Source organism: Halosimplex carlsbadense 2-9-1 (assembly GCF_000337455.1).
GTDB classification, from domain to species: domain Archaea; phylum Halobacteriota; class Halobacteria; order Halobacteriales; family Haloarculaceae; genus Halosimplex; species Halosimplex carlsbadense.
The window spans coordinates 123,223-140,242 of sequence record NZ_AOIU01000023.1 but is presented as its reverse complement, the minus strand read 5'-3'; the positions used below and the strand labels follow the sequence as shown (position 1 = coordinate 140,242).

Genomic DNA, 17,020 nt, shown 5'->3' with positions numbered 1-17,020 from the left:
GCCGCCCGCTGCCGTCGCCGGGAGGTGACCGCCCGTGAGCGACGAGCGCGCGCTGGCGGACACCCAGGGTCGGTTCGTCCAGGTGGTCAAGAGCGGCCGGAAGGTCAACGACCTGGAGTGGTTGAGCGGACGCATCCTCCTGTCGAACAAGCGGCTCGTCCTCGCCAGCAACGAGGGCAAACGACAGATCGCGCTGGCGAAGGTCAGCACCGTCAAGAACCGCAAGAACGCCAACCAGGCGATGACGGCCGTCTCGGGCTATTTCTCCGTCCAGACTGGGTCCGACGTGTTCCTAGTCGCGCCCGCCGACGCCGACGCCTTCGAGGAGCACCTCTACACCGCCCTGCTCGACGGCGAGGTCGTCCTCGTCAAACACCCCGCGGTGGAGGGCGGCGTCGTCCGGGACACCGGCTGGGAGAAGGGACGGATCAACATCGAGTCCGACGTGGTCGGGCTGGGCGTCGCCAGCGGCCAGTTCGTCGAGATCGAACTCGTCGACGTAGGAACTGTCGACGCCAGAGACGGGACGGTCCGAGGCGACGAACGGCGCGTCCTGGAGGTCGAACACACCGACGACGAAGGAACCAGCGTCCAGACGTACGTCTCCGGGACATCGCGTCACGTCTCCATCCTCGAATCGCTCGTCCGCCAGGGGGAACTCCAGAACGCCACCGACGCCGACCTAAACCAGACGGAGATGGAGGTCCTGATGGCGCTGTACTCGGGCGTCTCACCGTTCGAGATTCCGGAGTTCGTCGGGCTGGAGGTCGACGAGGTCGAGGCGGTCTTCGACCGACTCGTCGAGGAGGGAATTCTCCGCGAGAAGCGCGTCCGCCGCGACGTGCGCCTGAAGGCCCGCGGACGCAACATCGCCAGCGACGTGATCAGCGACCAGTAGCGGAGCCGTCGTTCCGTCTCACAGCGGGGTGCCGCCGCGCTCGCCGTCCTCGTCGGTCGCCGCGGCCGAGAGCAGGTCGGTCACCGGTTCGCCGTAGTCGTAGCCGGGGACGACGCCCTCCACGTAGGTCCCCTCGACGTACTCGACGAACGTCTTCGCGACCGCGACCGCGCGGTCGGCGTCGCCGAAGGCGAACTCGTAGGTGACGACGACGGTGCCGCCGGCGGTCGTCACGTCGAACCCGTCGAGGTCGACCGACGCCCGCGTGGCCATCGGCGCGTCTTCGAGCCGCCGTTCCAGGGTGTCGAGCCACCCCGACTGGACGGCCTCGCCGACCTCGCCGTCCTCGGCCGCGCTCCGGAGCGTCGGCACCTCGACGCGCACCCGGAAGTCCGTCGCGTAGTCGTCGCGCTCGCTCGCCGTCACCTCGGTGTCGAAGACGGTCGTCGTCAGCCGGTAGCCGCCGTCGGCGGGCGCGAACGCCTCGTGTGCTTCGAACGCGTCGCGCGCCTCGGTCGGCATGGCATCGGTCATACCCGCCGGTAGGGCGTTCGTCGGCAAAAGACCGTTGTGTCGCGGCTCGGCGGCGGTCGCTCCCGCCCGCGGCGTTCAGCCGACCGTCCAGCGGGCCACCGTCACCCGCGCGGTCGCGTTCCCGCGACTCCCGAAACAGTAGTCGGGGAGTGGACGCTCGTATCCCCGCCAGACGACCCGTACCTCGTCACCGCCCGACAGCGGCCGCCCGCCGACCGTCACGTTCTCGATCCTCGCCGATTCCGCCGGTTCGAACGGGAGCCCCTCGCTCGCGTTCACGGCGACGTACTCGCTCGTCGCCCCCGTTTCGCTGGCGGACACGACGGCGGTGACCGACAGCGTCCGCTCCTCGGTCAGGATGTCACCCTCCACGTGTGTGACTTCGACGGCGCGTTCGTCCGTGTCGGCCGTGACTTCGACCCCGGTCGTCGGCCCCTGGAACGCCAGGTCGTCGCTACACGGTCCGACGGCGCCGCTCACCACCGACAGCGCTCCGAGGACGGCTCCGACGGCGACGAGCGCGACCGTGACCGTCCCCACGGCGGTTCGGTCCACGAGAGCGTGGTCGAGCGACTCGTACAAGCGTTTTCGGGTCGTACCGGCCCGACCGGCCCGGTCGTATCGTTTCCGTTCACTCGTCGCTCACGGGCGGGAACGACAGAATGCGAGGGATGGGATTCGAACCGAAATCAGACGTGCTCACTCACTCCGCTCGCTGCGCGCGACTGATAGGCTTCGAATCCACGACGAATTCGTCGCTCGCGAGTTGCGAGCGACAGAATGCGAGGGATGGGATTCGAACCCATGGACCCCTTCGGGAGCGGGTCTTAAGCCCGCCGCCTTTGGCCTAGCTCAGCCACCCTCGCGCGTTCGTCCGGTGCCCCTCCGGCGGAATAGCGGTTACGGTCCGGCCGCGCTGCTGTCGGTGTCATCGAGCGAGAAAGACAGAGAGAGACTGTTCGGAGGGCGCGCCAGCGGAGTTTAGACCTCGACGTGGATGTCGGTGAACGGGACCCGGACCATCAGGACGCGGGTCACCGGGCGGCGGCGCAGGCGGACCCGGACGATCACCGCCGTCAGCGCCCACGAGACCGCCGCGAGCGCGACCGCGAGCGCGGTGACGGCGGGGTACATGAGCATCAGGGCACCGACGGCGACCGCGAGCGACATCGCCAGCGAGACCAGCAGGGTGCGCGCCAGACTGTACTGCGTCGGCAGGCCGGCCGAAGCGACCGGCGGACGAGTCTGTCTCATCACATCCGATCCTACACCGGGGACCACCGTAAAGGTAATCTGAAACACATTTCTGTAGGCGAAGTTACTGAACTGAGTTTCACGAGAGAGCGTGACACCCCGGTCACCGAGGACATCCAGCGGGCGTGACCGACGGTCGCCGACTCGACGGGAGCGGACGGAGTTACCGGTCAGAGCGGCGCTCGGGGTCGTCGGGTTCGGTGATGTCGTAGGCGTAGAACTGCTCGGGGTCGGGGAAGAAGTCGGCGGGGTCGTCGTGGTCGAACGTGCCGAGGACGGTGCCGTCGAGGGTCTTGACGTGGGTGTGCATCTCCCCGCGCTCGGTCGCGGTGCGGACGAGTCCGGCAGAGAAGCGCATGTCGTACGAGCCGGCGACGAAGATGACGACCTCCTGGTCGAGGTCGATGCACTCGGTCACGACGAAGATGAACCCGCCGCTCTCCATCTGGTAGACGCCGGTCTCGTCGAGCGAGAACGTCTCGTACTGCTCCCGGAAGTCGTCGGCGAAGTTGTTCGGGACGACGTGTGAGAGCCCCCAGGTATCGTCCTCGCCCATCGACGGCGAGAGGGTCGTCGTGTCGCCCGCGGGGATCGCCAGCGTCTCGTAGCCCTGCTCTTCGCGGTCGTCGGCCATCGCCTGCATGTCTTCGAGCGCGCGCTCCCAGTTGCTCTTGAGTTCCTCGCTGTGGTCGGCGACGATCTCTTTCCGGTCGACATCGTCGGGGCTGTCGGGGTGATGGGACATACACTCGTCAACGCGATTCGCACAGTAAAGGGTGGTGCAACGGACGGTCGGCCGGCGGATCGTCGGCCACCGGCTGGTCCCCGATTCCGCTCAGGGACGGACGCCGAGACCGAACTCCATGACGAGCGAGACACCGAGGACGATCAGGCTGGCGGCGAAGACCTTCGCGTTGCGACCGACCCGGTTGTCGAAGGGGATCCGTTCGCCCCGCAGGGGCGGGATCCGTTGCAGTCTGGCTTCGAAGCCGGTCTGGCGGTCCGACTCCAGGGTCACTCGCTTTTGCTCCTTGTAGGAGGGTGTCGGCTGGATGCCGAGACTCCCGACGCCGAACAGGGCGACGCCGACGAGGAAGACGGCGTACTTCGCGGCGACGAGCGTCCCGCCGACGAGGTAGCCGACGGCGAGGGCGCCCGCGGAGACGACTCCCCCGACGGCGACGACCCAGACGACGAACTCCGCGAGCAGGAGGCGCTTACTCGCCATCCGACTCGCGGCCGAGCACCGACTCGACGCTCTCGTAGCCCTCGCCGTGTCGGTGACAGTAGCTCAGCCGGTCGGTGTCGCCCACCGGGTACAGCTCCGGCCGCTCCGTGTCGCAGACGCCGTCGAACTGCTCGCTCATGTACTCGCGGGCCTGGTCCGGACGGCCCGCCTTGACGTACTCGGCGGCCTGCTCGACGTGGCTCCGGACCTCGTCGGGGGCGCCCTCGAACATATCGACGACGGTCTCGTCGATGTCGTCGAACCGGTGGAACGCGCCCATACTCCGGCGAACCCGGTCGCGTATCGACAGGTCGATCCGCGTGCGCTCGCGGATCACCTCGCGGAACCGCTCGATTGCGTTCCACGTCTCCGCGTCGAGGTGGTCGTACTCCGGAGGGTGGATCTTCGCCGGACAGCGGGTGGTGAACTGACACCCCGTCGGCGGGTCCCGCGGGCTCGGCGGCGTCCCCGGCAGGGTGATCCGCTGCTTGTCGACCGTCGGGTCGGGCTCGGGGATCGCCGACAGCAGCGAGTGCGTATAGGGGTTGGCCGGGTCGGTGTACAGCTCCTCGGTGTCGCCCATCTCCATGATCTTCCCCAGGTACATCACCGCGACGCGGTCGCAGATGTGCCGGACCGCCGAGAGGTCGTGGGCGATGAACAGGTAGGTCAGGTCGAACTCGTCCTGCAGGTCCTCCAGCAGGTTGAGGATCTTCGCCTGCACGGAGGTGTCCAGCGCGGAAACGGGCTCGTCGAGGACGACGAACTCCGGTTCGAGCGCCAGCGCGCGGGCGATCCCGATCCGCTGGCGCTGCCCGCCGGAGAACTGGTGGGGATAGCGGTAGTAGTGTTCGGGTTGGAGCCCCACCTGCGCGAGCAGGTCCTTCACTTTCTCCTTGCGCTCGCGGGGCGTCCCCTCCTCGTGAACGTCCAGCGGTTCGCGGACGATCTCGCCGACCGTCATCCGGTCGTTGAGGCTCGACTCGGGGTCCTGGAAGACGATCTGGGCGTTGCGGCGCCACTGTTTGAGCCGCTGGCCCGACAGCTCGGTCACGTCGGTGCCGTCGAACTCGACCGTGCCCTCGGTGGCCGTCTCCAGCTGGACGAGCGTCCGGCCGAGCGTCGTCTTCCCGCAGCCGGACTCGCCGACCAGCCCGAGCGTCTCGCCGCGCTGGATGGAGAAGCTGACGCCGTCGACGGCCTTGACCGGCGGGTCCGCGAAGACGCCGCCGCCGCCGTAGTACTTCTTCAGCCCGTCGACCTCGACGAGCGTCTCGCCGACCGCGGCGGCGTCGGTTCGGCCGCGCTGCTGGGTCATCTCGCTCATCGGGAGTCACCTCCGTCGGCCGCCACGTCTTCGCCCGTCGGCCGCGAGTTCCCGTCACCGTGCGCCTCGCCGAGCCGTTCGTGGTGTGCGACCGCCTCGCCCTTCGACATGCCTTCCGGATAGAGCAGACAGGCGGCGGTGTGGTCGGCCGGGCTCTCGTCGACGTCGACGAGTTCGGGGTGGACCGCCTCGCACTCCTCGAAGGCCTTCGGACACCGGGGGGCGAACCGGCAGTGAGTCGCCGCTTCGTTCGGCGTCGGCACCTCCCCCTCGATCGTTCGCAGTCGATCCTCGTCTGCGTGCTGGCCGGGGATCGCTTCGAGCAGTCCCTCGGTGTAGGGGTGTCGGGGGTCGGCGAACAGCTCCTCGGTCGGCGCTTTCTCGACGATCTCACCGGCGTACATCACGTTCACGCGGTCGGTGATGTCGGCGATGACGCCCATGTCGTGGGTGATGAACAGTATCGACAGCCCCCGCTCGTCCTGCAGGTCCGAGAGCAGTTCGAGGATCTGCGCCTGGATGGTCACGTCCAGCGCGGTCGTCGGCTCGTCGCAGATCAGCACTTCCGGGTCGCAGGCGAGCATCATGGCGATGACCGCCCGCTGGCGCATCCCGCCGGAGAACTCGTGGGGGTACTCCCCCAGCCGGCGGGCCGCGTCGGGGATCTGGACCGCTTCCAGCAGGTCGATCGCCTCCTCGCGGGCCGCCTCGCCGGTGATCCCGCGGTTGACTTTCAGCGCCTCGCGGATCTGGTTACCGACGGTGAACACGGGGTTCAGCGAGGACAGCGGGTCCTGGAAGATCATCCCGATGCCGCTGCCCCGCAACTCCTGGTACTGGGCGGTGTCGTAGTCGGTGATCTCCTCGCCCTTGAACCGGATCGACGACTCGGGGAGCACCTCGCCGGGCTCCTCGACCAGTCCCATGATCGACCGGGCGGTGACGGACTTGCCCGACCCGGACTCGCCGACGAGGCCGACGGTCTCGCCCTCGTAGAGGTCCAGGTCGATGCCGTCGACCGCGCGGATGGTCTCGCGGTCGGTCCGGAAGACGGTCTGGAGGTTCCGCACCGAGAGGACGGGTTCCTCCTGACCCCGACGGTCGCCCCGTCCGTCCTCGACGCTGTCGCCCGATGGCGGGGCGCTCATCCGGCAGCACCCCCTGCTTGCGCCTCCTCTTCACCGCCGCCCTCGCTCTCGGGGTCGATGGCGTCGCGGATGCCGTCGCCGAAGGCGTTGAGCCCGGTGACGAGCACGACGATGAACATCCCCGGGATGAAGGCGATGTGCCACGACTGCGTGGAGACGTAGTTGCGTCCCATGTCGATCGCCCGGCCCCAGGCCGGCGTCGGCGGGTTGATCCCGAGTCCGCTCCCGATGAACGACAGCGCCGCCATCGAGATGATCACCCCGCCGACGGTCATCGACCCGTAGACGAGCAGATACGGCACCACGTACGGGAGCATGTGCTTGCGCATGGTCGTCCGCGGTCGCTGGCCGAAGCTCTTGGCGGCGTCGATCCACTCCTCCTCGGAGACCTGAAGCGCGGGGCCGCGCACCGACCGCCACAGGCTCGGGAAGAGGATGATCCCGAAGGTCAGCGCGTAGAGGAACCCCCCGTTGAGCACGTTCACGAGCCAGTGTCCCTGGAAGGCCATCCCGACCATCAACAGCAGGAGTAACCCCGGTATGGACGTGATCCCGTCGGCGACGAGGATGGTCACGAGGTCGACCAGTCCCTTGTAGTACGCCGACATCATCGACGCGATGATCGCGATCAGCGACGCGAGCACGATCGCCAGCGCCCCGACCATCATCGAGACCCGGGCGCCGGCCACCGAGAACGTGAACAGGTCGCGGCCGTTGGTCAGCGTCCCGAACGGGTGGAACCGACCGTAGTCGTCGTAGGTCATCGGCCCGACGTTCTGGTCGCCCTGTCCCTTGGACTTGGAGTTGAAGTTGGCGTCGCCCGCGTAGATCGTCTCGACGCTCCCGCTCTCGGCGTCGAAGTACTGTATCTCGTTGCTGTAGGGCGACTGGATGTTCTGCTCGACGGTGGTCGGTCCGAGCGCCGGGGAGAACAGCGCCATCGTCACGAACACGAGCACGACGACGATGCCGAACTGCCCCCAGCGGTGGTCGCGCAGGCGGTCGACCACGTCGTCGCGGGGCGTCCACTCGACCTGCCGGTAGTGGTCGCGGAAGACGAGCCAGCCGCGGTACACCCAGTAGGACACGACCGCCGCGTACAGGTAGACGAGGACGAACCGGATGGCCCAGGCCACGGCCGGCTGCAGGCCGAGGAAGGTGCCCTCCCAGGAACTCGACGGCCCCGTCTGGTACCCCTGGTTGGGGATCGTCTCCCGCGAGAGGAGCGTCGGGACGTTCCCGGCGGCGGCCCGAAGCCCGTCGAGGAAGCCGCTGGCCGACTGCTGTGCGGCGTACACCGCTTCGCCGGCGCTCTGTGAGACGGCGCCGAGGACCACTTCGATCAGCGCGGTGACCCCGATAACCGTCGCGTCGAGCAACAGCAAGAGCCCGCCCGCGAGCGCGCCGAACTCTAACACGACCAGAACGAGGGCGACCGCGCCCCACCGCAACGCGGGTTCGGGGTTCGCCAGCAGCCGCTCGCGCAGCGTCGATTCCTCGTGGCGACTTCGGTCGCGTGCGGAGTCGGTCACCGTTGCGCACATGGTCTCAGCCCTCCTCCCCCTCGAGACCGATCCGCGGGTCGATCATGGTGTACGCCACGTCTTGCGCGATGTTGAAGAACACGAGTATCAGGATGAACACGTAGGTGAGCGCGCCGATGATCGGTACGTCCGACGCGAGAACGGCCGAAAGGAACAGGTTCCCCAGCCCCCGGATCCCGAAGATGAGCTCCACGAGGACCGAGCCGCCGATGAGCAGGTAGAACTCGCCCATGATGACGGGCAGCAGCGGGATCATCGCGTTGCGCGCGACGTGTTTCCCGATGATCACCCGCTCGGAGAGGCCCTTGGCCTTGGCCGTGTCGATGTAGGGGGCGTTGATGCTCTCCAGGACGGCGGTCCGACCGATGCGGACCTCGTTACCCATCGAGGAGGAGCCGAGCACGAGCGCGGCCGGCAGGATCCACTTGAACGCGACCGCCCAGTTGTACGGGTCGGGAACCGGTATCCCGACCGGACCCAGCGAGTAGCTGCCGAACAGGTTACCGAGTGCCGCGGGGGTGCCGATCACGTCGGTCGGTATCAGAAAGCCCCGGTAGAACGACAGCAGGCCACCGGCCGACAGGAGGCCGGCGAGCATCACGGCCAGCCAGAAGTTCGGCATGGCGCGCCAGACGATCCCGCCGAACGAAGCGGTGTAGTCGCCCCAGGTGTTGGCCCGCAGACCGGCGTAGAGCCCGAGCGGGATGCCCAGCGCCAGCGCGATGAGGACCGACCAGCTGCCGAGCCAGATCGTCGCGGGCATGCGTTCCCAGACGAGCTGGGCGGCCGACTGGCCGCGAGTGACGACCCACGACTGGCCGAAATTGAAGGTGATCGTCTCGGTCAAAAAGTTCCAGTACTGGATCCACAAGGGTATGGGCTGGCCGTTCGGGTATCGAAGGCCGAGCGCCACGGCCAGCTGTCGGGCGGTCTGAGGGTCTGCGTCCCGACCGAGGATCGCCGTCGTCGGGTCGAACGGCGACAGGTAGATGATGACGAACGTCATCGTGAGGCCGAACAGCACGACTGGTACCCCGAGGACGAGCCGTTTCGCGATATACAGGAGTTTGTTCATGGCGTCTCCGTTATGCGTGGTGGTGTCTCTGTGTGTGTGCCGCAGAGCAATACATTCGTCGTCGGGAGCGCATCATCGGGGGACCACCGGTCGGCCCGTCCGATTACTCCGAACCGACGTGTTCGTCGTAGGCCTCGACACCGCCCGGGAAGATCTGCGCCGGCGTCAGGTGGTAGGCCGGCTCGAAGCGACCCTTGAACACCTGATCCATGAACTCCGGCTGGTTGACGACGTACGCCATCGCCTGTCGGACGGCCTTGGGCACCGCCTCCATATTGAAGCCGATGTAGTAGGTACCGATGTCCGGGGTACGGGCGTAGTTGACAGTGGTCCCGTTCTCCAGCTCGTAGGTCCCCAGGTCGCGACCGACGTCGTCGGTCTCTTCGATGGAGACGCTGTCGGCCTGGTACTGCGCCGTGGGGACGGTTCCGATGTCGGCGTTCTCGTTGAGGAAGTAGTTGTACCGCGCCTGGGTCTCCGTGAGGATCGCGGCGTCGATGCCGTCGAAGGAGGCGCCCTCGCCGTGGTAATCGTCGTAGGAGTCCATAACGAACTCGCCGCCGTTGCCCGATTCCCAGTTGACGAACTCGAAGGGACCGGCCCCGACGGGATTCTGGGAGAACTCCTCCCAGGACATCTCGCCGTCGTACCCCTCCAGGTCGCCGACGATGCCCTCGGGTACCGCCGAGAACGCGGAGTAGGCAAGCACCGACAGCGAGAACGCGAACGGGTTCTCCGTCGTGATCTCCAGCGTGTAGTCGTCGACCGCGGTGACGCCGATCGAGTCGGGGATGATCCGGGTGGTCGTCTGCGGTTCGCCGGAGGCGGTCTCGGTGACGGTGTTGCCCTCGTCGTCGGTCACCGTGACCTCCTCGGTCTCGTGTTCGATCCCCATGACGCTGACGGGGAACCGCGCGTTCGTGGAGTTCGGGGACACCATCAGCCGCTTGATGGCGTACTCGAAGTCCTGGGCGGTCACTTCGTCGCCGTTGTGGAAGGTCGCGCCCTCCTTCAGCGTGAACGTGTAGGTGGTGAAGTCCTCACTGAGTTCGTACTCCTCGGCGAGCAAGTTCTCGACCTCGGTCGTCCCGTTGGCGTAGTTCGTCAGCGCGTCGTACATGTCCATGATCTTGCCGCCGGACGCCGTGTTCCCGGAGGCGATCGGGTCGAGGCTGCTGAACGTCGAGGAGATGGTGCTGAGGCGGTCTTTGCCCTCCAGCCCCGCGACGGAGTTGCTGGCCTTCGCGCGGGAGGGACCCATCGGCCCCGGCGGGTTGTAGTCGACGTGGTCGTACCACATACCCTCGGTGACGCCCTGGTAGAGGGGGATGAGCGCGGCCTCCTGCCACATGCCCTCCTCCATCGCGACGGCGGCCTCGCCGCGGATCTGGGCGGCGTCCTCGGTGTCCTGGGGGTTCTCCTCGATGCGGTCGAACTGGTCGATCATGTACTGGCGGACCGCCGGGTCGGCCTCGGCGTCCTCCGACCAGAACAGCCGAGCGCCGTTGGCTGCGGCGTTGTCGGCGTACATCGTGTTCGGCGGGTCGAGCAGCTGGACGAAGTTCTGGGGACCGGGGTAGTCGGCGATCCACCCCAGCGTGTAGGCCATGTGGTTGCCGTTCCGGGTGGTCTCCAGCAGCGGGGAGAACGCCGCCTCGCTCTGGTTCATGTCGATGTAGGCCGACTCCAGTCGGCTGGCGATCGTCGACGCCATCTCCGACCACGTCGGGCTGGTGTACTGGAGCCAGTCGAGCTCGAATCGGTTGTCCGGCCCGTAGCCCGCGTCTTCCATCACCTGCTGGGCCTCCCCGATCATCGTCTCGCCGACGCCGTAGGGATACCCGTCGACGTTTACCGGGTTGCCGTCGGTCCCGGTGTCGGTCATCCCGCCGTCACCGCCGTCCTCGCCGCCGCCGGGCGTAGCGGTGTCGCCGCCGTTGCTTCCACACCCTGCGACCGCGGAGGTGAGGGCAGCTGCACCGGTCGCTTTCAGGAATCGTCGTCGGCTGGTGTCGGAGTCGTCAGTATCGCGAGACATACGCCACTATTACCGAGCGCGATACTTAAATTGCGGTGGAACTTGCCGTAAGTTGTTAGCAAAACCGCAGTACCACGGCGGTCGAAAATTATCTTAAATTATATTCTATCCCCTGGTATTATAACGGGGAATTGCAGGACCGCGGAGGGATACCCGAGACTCACTAATGGATTAAGGGAATAAAAGCGTAGCGGGCGAAAGCTGCGATGAACGGTCGGTATTACCGGTGAATTTCGACCGATTCGAGGACGACGGTGTCGATCGGGCGATCACTCGGGTCGGTGTCGACCGAGCCGATCGCCTCGACGACGTCCATGCCGTCGACGACTTCGCCGAAGACGGCGTGTTTGTCGTCGAGATGGGGCTGGGCGCCCAGCGTGACGAAGAACTGCGAGCCGTTGGTGTCGGGGCCGCGGTTGGCCATCGAGAGCTTCCCGGGCGAGTCGTGGCGCAGGTCGTCGTGGAACTCGTCGTCGAAGGTGTAGCCCGGGCCGCCCCGGCCGGTCCCGGTCGGGTCGCCCACCTGCAGCATGAAGTCCTCGATGACGCGGTGGAACTCCACGTCGTCGTACAGCGGGTCGACCCGCTTCTCGCCGCTCTCGGGGTCCTCCCAGGCGCCCTCGCCCGGCCCGACCTCGGCCGACTCGTAGTCGGACTCGGTGGCGTGGTCGACGAACGCCTCGACGGTGTTCGGCACTTTGTCTTCGAACAGTCGCACCTCGATGTCGCCTTCTGAGGTGTGGAGCGTCGCTGTCAGTTCGTCACTCATACCCGGTCGGAGGCTCGCCGCGGAGAAAACGCTGGTGGTACCGCCCGCGTCGGCGGCGGTCCGGCCGGCGGCCGGCGGGACGCTCAGAACGCCCGCAGGTCGTCCAGCACCGCTTCGGCCTCGCCGCTGTCGAGAACCTCACGAGCCGTCTCCAGCCCCTCGTCGATCGAGGCGGCGTCCTCGCGGGCGTAGATACGCAAGGCGGCGTTGAGCGCGACGGCGTCGGCGAACTGGTCGTCGCGCTCGCCGGCCAGGATTTCCCCGGTGATCTCGGCGGACTCGGCGGCCACGTCCTCCACGCCGAGGTCCTCGCTCTCGAAGTCCATGCCGTACTCGGCGGTCTTGATCTCGAAGTCGTCGAGTTCCCCGTCACCCTCGTTCCATTCGCCGACGACGGTCGTCCCGGGGCGCACGTCGTCGTAGCCCTCCATCCCCTGGAAGAACAGCGTCCGCGAGACGGACTGGCTCTCGGCGGCTTTGAGCGTGTCAGTCATCTTCACCGCGAACGGCAGGTGGTAGAACGAACCGAGATGCACGTCGGCGTTGGCGGGGTTGGCCAGCGTCTCGACGGTGTTGACGAACGTGCGAACGCCCATGTTGTCCCGCCGCTCGTACAGCGCGTGGATGCCGGGGTTGAACTCCGGCTGGTAGTAGTAGCCGAAGCCCGTCTCGTCGACCATGTCCGCGCTCTCGCTCGGTTCGATCTCGGTACGAACGCCGAGTTCGTCGAGCACCTGCTTGTACGAGTCCTGTTTCTGCGTGGGGACGCGGTCGCCGCTGTGGACGACGACAGGGGTGCCCGCGGCAGCGGCGACGGCGCCGGCGGCCACGCCCAGAATCGCCGAGCGGCCCTTTCCGTCGTAGTTGGCGCCGCAGTCGACCGGGTCGGCGTCGGGTTCGGCCGTCTCGACGCTCTCCTCGCGCATCACGTCGACGTACGCCCCGAGTTCCTCGGCGTTGTTGCGCTTCCAGCGGTTGGCCAGCCAGAACGCCCCCAGCGTCGTGTGGTCCGGTTCCCCGGCGAGGACCCGCTGGAACGCCTCGCGGGCCTGCTCGCGGGTCATGTCGTCGGCCGATTTGTGTCCGGATCCGACGACCTCCGTCATCAGCCGCTTGAGCGGCCAGTCGCCGAACTCCTGGGTCGCTTGTGCCATGCATAGACCTTCGGTTCGATCCGGTTAAAGCGACCTGATTTCGCCGAGCCACGGACGCCGCGGTCAGTTTCGCCGCCGCGATCTGGACGTTCGTCGGCTTCCGGTTCCGACGGCGACGGGGAGTCGAAAGAGTCACACGGGACTACTCCTAACCCTCGACGAATGAGTCAGGGGACGGCCGACTGGCGGGCACAGGTGGACGCCGTCGACGCGGCGCTCATCGACGGGTGGCAGAGCGGGTTCCCGGTTCGCGAGCGGCCCTTCGAAGCGGTCGCCGCCGACGTGGGCGTCGACGAGCGGGAGGCGCTCGACCGGGTCCAGCGCCTCTACGACGACGGGGTCTTCCGGCGGTTCGGCCCCGTGTTGAACCCGCCGGTCATCGGGAGTTCGACGCTGGCGGCGGTACAGGCCCCCGCGGACCGCTTCGACGAGGTCGCCGCGGTGATCAACGGCTACGAGCAGGTCAACCACAACTACGCGCGCGACCACGAGTGGAACATGTGGTTCGTGGTGACCGCCGCCTCGAAGGAGCGCCGCGACGAGATCCTCGCCGAGATCGAGGACCGGACCGGCTGCGAGGTGCTCGTGCTGCCGATGCTGACGGACTTCTACATCGATCTCGAGTTCCCGGTGGTCAACGGCGACCGCTTCGCCCGCGAGAGCCTCGCCGAGACGGACGTGGCGGCGACCACTATCAGCGAGCGAGCGGCGGCGGATCTGTCGGCGCTGGACCGGCGCGTCCTGCTGGAAGTCCAGGGCGGCTTCCCGCTGACGGCGACGCCCTATCGGGACGTGGCCGAGGCCGTCGGCGCGCCGGTCGACGAGGTGCTCGCGAGCGTCGAGAAACTGCTCGCCGACGGCTGCATCAAGCGGATCGGCTGCGTCGTCAACCACCTCGTGACGGGGTTCGACGCCAACTGCATGGTCGTCTGGGACGTGCCCGACGACGACCTCGACGACCGTGGCGTCGAGGTCGGGAAGTTGCCGTACGTGACACTGTGTTACCACCGGCCGCGCCGGCCCGACCAGGACTGGTCGTACAACCTCTTCACGATGATCCACGGGCGCGAGCAGGACGCCGTCGACGCGAAGATCGACGAGCTGGCCGCGGAGTACTTGCCCGTAAACCACGAGCGACTCTACTCGACGGAAACGCTGAAACAGACCGGCGCGCGCTACGAGGACCTGGTCGACGAGTACGCCGAGGAGTGAGGCCGGGAGCCGGACGGCGCGACGGCGAGCGCAGACGGCGGCAGAGGAACCGGCGGCGAGTCGAACGGGCTTGCGTGGCGCAGTGGGACCCGACGGAACCTTTTTGCGCCCACTGGCGCCATATATCCACGTTCGTATGACGGGTCCTGAGCGGGCGGTGGTGCTGATCGTCGACGACGAGCCGGCAGTCGCCGACTCCTACGCCGCACACGTCCGCGATACCTACGACGTGCGGACCGCCTACGGGGGAGAACAAGCGCTCTCGAAGCTCGACAGCGATGTCGACGTGGTGCTGCTGGACCGGCGGATGCCGGACCTCGTCGGGGACGAGGTGCTGGAGACGGTCCGCGAGCGCGAGCTCGACTGTCGGGTGGCCATGGTCACCGCGGTCGACGCCGACTTCGACATCGTCGACATGGAGTTCGACGACTACGTCGTCAAGCCGGTCACCGGCGAGGAGCTGCTCGACACCGTCGACCGGCTCCTGCGCTGCGCCGAGTACGAGCGCGCGCTCCGGGAGTACTACCGGGTGACGCGCACCTACGTCGCGCTCCGGTCTGCGAAAGCCACCGCGGAACTGGCCGACAGCGACGAGTTCCGCCGGCTGGAAGACCGCCGGTCGGAGCTGCGGGCGTCGCTGTCGACGGCCGCCGAGAGCCTCGCCGAGGACGACTTCGAGGCGCTGTTCCGCGACCTGGAGCAGTAATCGAACGGGGACCGGCGCGGTCGACGCAGGCCGCGATCCCGGTCGCCGTCGGTCGTTCCGGGCCGATCCACCCCCGTGAACAGCGACGCGTCGTCACCGAGCGAGGCGGGTACTGGCCCTTTCGAAAACACTATTCGGGGAAGGTCCTAAGCCGGGCGCAATGACACCGCAACTGCCGGACGTCCAGGCGTCGAGCCCGGACGTGACCGTCGGCCTCAACCGCGTCGGCGTCACCGGCGTCGAGAAGCTAGTCGAGATCAGCCGCGAGGACAAACGCCCGTACGTCCTGATGGCCGAGTTCGAGGTGTTCGTCGACCTGCCGTCCTGGCGCAAGGGCGCCGACATGAGCCGCAACATGGAGGTCGTCGACGAGACCCTGGAGGAAGCGGTCAGCCAGGGCGACCTCCGTATCGAGGACATCTGCGGCACCGCCGCCGAGCGCCTGCTCGACAAGCACGACTACACCGAACAGGCGGAGGTCCGCATGGAGGCGGAATTCGTCACGCGCGAGCGGACGCCAGAGAGCGACCTTCCCACACAGTCGACCGCCGACGTGATCGCCTCGGCGACCGCCACCGAGGACGGCGACATCCGCGAGGAGATCGGCGCCGAGGTCACCGGAATGACCGTCTGCCCCTGCTCGCAAGGGATGTCCGCCGCCCGCGCCCGCGAGAAACTGCGCGACCAGGGCGTCGACGACCGCACCATCGAGGAGTTCCTCGAAGAGGTCCCCCAGCCGGGCCACTCCCAGCGCGGTCACGCGACGCTGACCGTCGAGAGCGAGGGCGGTCCCAACGTGGACCTCACCGAGTTGATCGAGGTGGCCCGCGACTCGATGAGCGCGCGCATCTACAACCTCGCCAAGCGGCCCGACGAGGACCACATGACCTACCAGTCCCACCTCGACGCGAAGTTCGTCGAGGACTGCGTGCGCGCGATGGCCGAGGGCGTGATCGACGAGTTCCCCGGCCTCGACGACGACGCGGTCGTCCGCATGGAGCAGTCCAACGACGAGTCCATCCACCAGCACAACGCCCACGCCGAACGGGTCGCCGAAGTCGAGACCCTGCGCGAGGAAGTCAACGGCGACGACTGATACGGCGTACTGCGAGCGGGTAGCGGGCCGACCGCACGCTGCGTGCGGTCGACCCCGGAGTGTCTCGCGATACGGCGTCCGAAGCGGTCAGGAGGTCGTCTCGGCGTTCTCGCGGTAGACCAGCAGGTAAAACAGCGGTAGCGTCACCAGCGCGGCGCCGAAGGTGTTGCGCGGCTGGGCGAACACGTCCGGCGGCGAGAAGACGGTGCCGACCATCATGGCCGCCAGCAGCGCGAGGAGGACGGTCAGCGCGAGCCGTTCGCGGTCGGACTGGGAGGTCGTCCGCTCGGGACGATAGGCGACGTACGCGACCAGCGCGGGCGGGAAGACCGCGACGGCCGCCGTCGAGCGAACCGGGTGGTCGCCGTCCCGCGCCAGGGCGTCGAGATACACCCAGGCGACGAGCGTGGCCCACGTCAGCGCGGGGAACGCCGCCGCCGCGACTAGGGCCCCGGTCGACTGGAGCGGCGCCGCGACGAGCGTGTCGAGCATACCGCCGGGTAGACGGCGAGCGGGACTAAGCGTTGTCGGTCGGTGGATCACCGCGTCGAACCCGGCGACGCGCCGAAGATTGAAGCACCGGCCGCGTCGTACGTGAGACATGGGCAAGCGCATCCTCGTCCCGGTCGACGGGTCCGAGCAGGCACACACGGCGTTCGAGTTCGTCGCCGAGGAGTTCGGCGACGCGGAGGTGGTCCTGTTGCACGTCGTCAACCCCGCGGAGGCCGGCTACAGCGCTCAGACCTCGATCCCGAGCTTCTCCGAGGAGTGGTACGAGAGCGAGCGGGCCGCCGCCGAGGAACTGTTCGAAGAGATCGCCGCCCTCGCCGACGGGACCGATCTCTCCCTCGAACGGGAGATCGAGGTCGGCAAACCGATCCGCGCCATCGTGGAGTTCGCCGACGAGAACGGGATCGACCAGATCGTCATGGGGAGCCACGGCCGTTCGGGCGTCACCCGCATCCTTCTCGGGAGCGTCGCCGAAGCGGTCGTCCGCCGTTCGCCCGTCCCCGTCACCGTCGTGCGGTGAGGAGTGT

18 protein-coding genes and 1 tRNA gene are annotated in these 17,020 nt (G+C 67.6%); 5 read left to right on the top strand and 14 right to left on the bottom strand.

What is annotated here, in order from left to right; all coding sequences use genetic code 11:
- The first annotated feature begins 34 nt into the window (after nucleotides 1–34).
- Nucleotides 35–898 carry a CheF family chemotaxis protein gene (locus C475_RS09660; protein ID WP_006883636.1) on the top strand — a complete coding sequence of 288 codons (864 nt, stop codon included), beginning with the start codon at nucleotides 35–37 and terminating at the stop codon, nucleotides 896–898.
- Nucleotides 899–916: 18 nt separating this feature from the next.
- Here C475_RS09660 and C475_RS09655 read toward each other — a convergent pair whose 3' ends face one another.
- The 13 genes from C475_RS09655 to C475_RS09595 form a co-directional block, all read right to left on the bottom strand.
- Nucleotides 917–1,432 carry a DUF5813 family protein gene (locus tag C475_RS09655; protein WP_006883635.1) on the bottom strand — a complete coding sequence of 172 codons (516 nt, stop codon included), beginning with the start codon at nucleotides 1,430–1,432 and terminating at the stop codon, nucleotides 917–919.
- Nucleotides 1,433–1,507: 75 nt separating this feature from the next.
- Nucleotides 1,508–1,987 (bottom strand): hypothetical protein, encoded by a 480-nt coding sequence (locus tag C475_RS09650; protein WP_152436377.1) that lies wholly within the window; start codon nucleotides 1,985–1,987, stop codon nucleotides 1,508–1,510.
- A gap of 226 nt (nucleotides 1,988–2,213) precedes the next feature.
- Nucleotides 2,214–2,298, bottom strand: a tRNA-Leu gene (locus C475_RS09645).
- A gap of 115 nt (nucleotides 2,299–2,413) precedes the next feature.
- Nucleotides 2,414–2,686, bottom strand: a complete 273-nt coding sequence (locus C475_RS09640; protein ID WP_006883633.1) for a hypothetical protein — start codon at nucleotides 2,684–2,686, stop codon at nucleotides 2,414–2,416.
- Between the two features lie 163 nt (nucleotides 2,687–2,849).
- Nucleotides 2,850–3,431 carry a DUF7529 family protein gene (locus C475_RS09635; RefSeq protein WP_006883632.1) on the bottom strand — a complete coding sequence of 194 codons (582 nt, stop codon included), beginning with the start codon at nucleotides 3,429–3,431 and terminating at the stop codon, nucleotides 2,850–2,852.
- A gap of 90 nt (nucleotides 3,432–3,521) precedes the next feature.
- The gene (locus tag C475_RS09630; RefSeq protein ID WP_006883631.1) at nucleotides 3,522–3,914 is read right to left on the bottom strand and encodes a DUF7555 family protein; all 393 of its coding nucleotides are present in this window, start codon (nucleotides 3,912–3,914) and stop codon (nucleotides 3,522–3,524) included.
- On the bottom strand, nucleotides 3,904–5,241 hold the full coding sequence (locus tag C475_RS09625) for an ABC transporter ATP-binding protein (RefSeq protein WP_006883630.1): 1,338 nt from the start codon (nucleotides 5,239–5,241) through the stop codon (nucleotides 3,904–3,906). Before C475_RS09625 ends, C475_RS09630 begins: the two co-directional genes overlap by 11 nt.
- Nucleotides 5,238–6,389, bottom strand: coding sequence for an ABC transporter ATP-binding protein (locus tag C475_RS09620; RefSeq protein ID WP_006883629.1), 1,152 nt, complete (start codon nucleotides 6,387–6,389; stop codon nucleotides 5,238–5,240). The genes C475_RS09625 and C475_RS09620 overlap by 4 nt, the downstream gene beginning before the upstream one ends.
- Entirely contained in the window at nucleotides 6,386–7,933 is a 1,548-nt protein-coding gene (locus tag C475_RS09615; protein WP_006883628.1) for an ABC transporter permease, read from the bottom strand. The genes C475_RS09620 and C475_RS09615 overlap by 4 nt, the downstream gene beginning before the upstream one ends.
- Nucleotides 7,934–7,937: 4 nt before the next feature.
- Nucleotides 7,938–9,008 (bottom strand): ABC transporter permease, encoded by a 1,071-nt coding sequence (locus tag C475_RS09610; RefSeq protein ID WP_006883627.1) that lies wholly within the window; start codon nucleotides 9,006–9,008, stop codon nucleotides 7,938–7,940.
- 103 nt (nucleotides 9,009–9,111) lie between these two features.
- On the bottom strand, nucleotides 9,112–11,046 hold the full coding sequence (locus C475_RS09605; RefSeq protein ID WP_006883626.1) for an ABC transporter substrate-binding protein: 1,935 nt from the start codon (nucleotides 11,044–11,046) through the stop codon (nucleotides 9,112–9,114).
- A 220-nt stretch (nucleotides 11,047–11,266) separates the two neighbouring features.
- A complete protein-coding gene (locus C475_RS09600) occupies nucleotides 11,267–11,815 on the bottom strand; it encodes a peptidylprolyl isomerase (protein ID WP_006883625.1) in 549 nt (182 codons plus the stop codon).
- A gap of 83 nt (nucleotides 11,816–11,898) precedes the next feature.
- Entirely contained in the window at nucleotides 11,899–12,969 is a 1,071-nt protein-coding gene (locus tag C475_RS09595) for an anthranilate phosphoribosyltransferase (protein WP_006883624.1), read from the bottom strand.
- A gap of 162 nt (nucleotides 12,970–13,131) precedes the next feature.
- On the opposite strand from C475_RS09595, the gene ahbB reads away from it, so the two are divergent.
- From ahbB to mptA, 3 genes are all read left to right on the top strand, one after another.
- Entirely contained in the window at nucleotides 13,132–14,181 is a 1,050-nt protein-coding gene (gene ahbB, locus C475_RS09590; RefSeq protein ID WP_006883623.1) for a siroheme decarboxylase subunit beta, read from the top strand.
- A 136-nt stretch (nucleotides 14,182–14,317) separates the two neighbouring features.
- The gene (locus tag C475_RS09585; protein ID WP_049930389.1) at nucleotides 14,318–14,887 is read left to right on the top strand and encodes a response regulator; all 570 of its coding nucleotides are present in this window, start codon (nucleotides 14,318–14,320) and stop codon (nucleotides 14,885–14,887) included.
- 160 nt (nucleotides 14,888–15,047) lie between these two features.
- Nucleotides 15,048–15,983, top strand: a complete 936-nt coding sequence (gene mptA / locus C475_RS09580) for a GTP cyclohydrolase MptA (protein ID WP_006883621.1) — start codon at nucleotides 15,048–15,050, stop codon at nucleotides 15,981–15,983.
- 87 nt (nucleotides 15,984–16,070) lie between these two features.
- Here mptA and C475_RS09575 read toward each other — a convergent pair whose 3' ends face one another.
- Nucleotides 16,071–16,475: a hypothetical protein gene (locus C475_RS09575; RefSeq protein WP_006883620.1), complete on the bottom strand. Its 405-nt coding sequence runs from the start codon at nucleotides 16,473–16,475 to the stop codon at nucleotides 16,071–16,073.
- Between the two features lie 109 nt (nucleotides 16,476–16,584).
- Here C475_RS09575 and C475_RS09570 point away from each other — a divergent pair, with 109 nt between their 5' ends.
- The gene (locus C475_RS09570) at nucleotides 16,585–17,013 is read left to right on the top strand and encodes a universal stress protein (RefSeq protein ID WP_006883619.1); all 429 of its coding nucleotides are present in this window, start codon (nucleotides 16,585–16,587) and stop codon (nucleotides 17,011–17,013) included.
- Nucleotides 17,014–17,020: the final 7 nt, after the last annotated feature.

Coding starts and splice junctions, on each gene's coding strand:
- C475_RS09595 (WP_006883624.1), bottom strand. CDS start 12,969: ATGGCACAAGCGACCCAGGAGTTCGGCGACTGGCCGCTCAAGCGGCTG.
- ahbB (WP_006883623.1), top strand. CDS start 13,132: ATGAGTCAGGGGACGGCCGACTGGCGGGCACAGGTGGACGCCGTCGAC.
- C475_RS09655 (WP_006883635.1), bottom strand. CDS start 1,432: ATGACCGATGCCATGCCGACCGAGGCGCGCGACGCGTTCGAAGCACAC.
- C475_RS09620 (WP_006883629.1), bottom strand. CDS start 6,389: ATGAGCGCCCCGCCATCGGGCGACAGCGTCGAGGACGGACGGGGCGAC.
- mptA (WP_006883621.1), top strand. CDS start 15,048: ATGACACCGCAACTGCCGGACGTCCAGGCGTCGAGCCCGGACGTGACC.
- C475_RS09600 (WP_006883625.1), bottom strand. CDS start 11,815: ATGAGTGACGAACTGACAGCGACGCTCCACACCTCAGAAGGCGACATC.
- C475_RS09610 (WP_006883627.1), bottom strand. CDS start 9,008: ATGAACAAACTCCTGTATATCGCGAAACGGCTCGTCCTCGGGGTACCA.
- C475_RS09585 (WP_049930389.1), top strand. CDS start 14,318: ATGACGGGTCCTGAGCGGGCGGTGGTGCTGATCGTCGACGACGAGCCG.
- C475_RS09630 (WP_006883631.1), bottom strand. CDS start 3,914: ATGGCGAGTAAGCGCCTCCTGCTCGCGGAGTTCGTCGTCTGGGTCGTC.
- C475_RS09635 (WP_006883632.1), bottom strand. CDS start 3,431: ATGTCCCATCACCCCGACAGCCCCGACGATGTCGACCGGAAAGAGATC.
- C475_RS09605 (WP_006883626.1), bottom strand. CDS start 11,046: ATGTCTCGCGATACTGACGACTCCGACACCAGCCGACGACGATTCCTG.
- C475_RS09575 (WP_006883620.1), bottom strand. CDS start 16,475: ATGCTCGACACGCTCGTCGCGGCGCCGCTCCAGTCGACCGGGGCCCTA.
- C475_RS09625 (WP_006883630.1), bottom strand. CDS start 5,241: ATGAGCGAGATGACCCAGCAGCGCGGCCGAACCGACGCCGCCGCGGTC.
- C475_RS09570 (WP_006883619.1), top strand. CDS start 16,585: ATGGGCAAGCGCATCCTCGTCCCGGTCGACGGGTCCGAGCAGGCACAC.
- C475_RS09615 (WP_006883628.1), bottom strand. CDS start 7,933: ATGTGCGCAACGGTGACCGACTCCGCACGCGACCGAAGTCGCCACGAG.
- C475_RS09640 (WP_006883633.1), bottom strand. CDS start 2,686: ATGAGACAGACTCGTCCGCCGGTCGCTTCGGCCGGCCTGCCGACGCAG.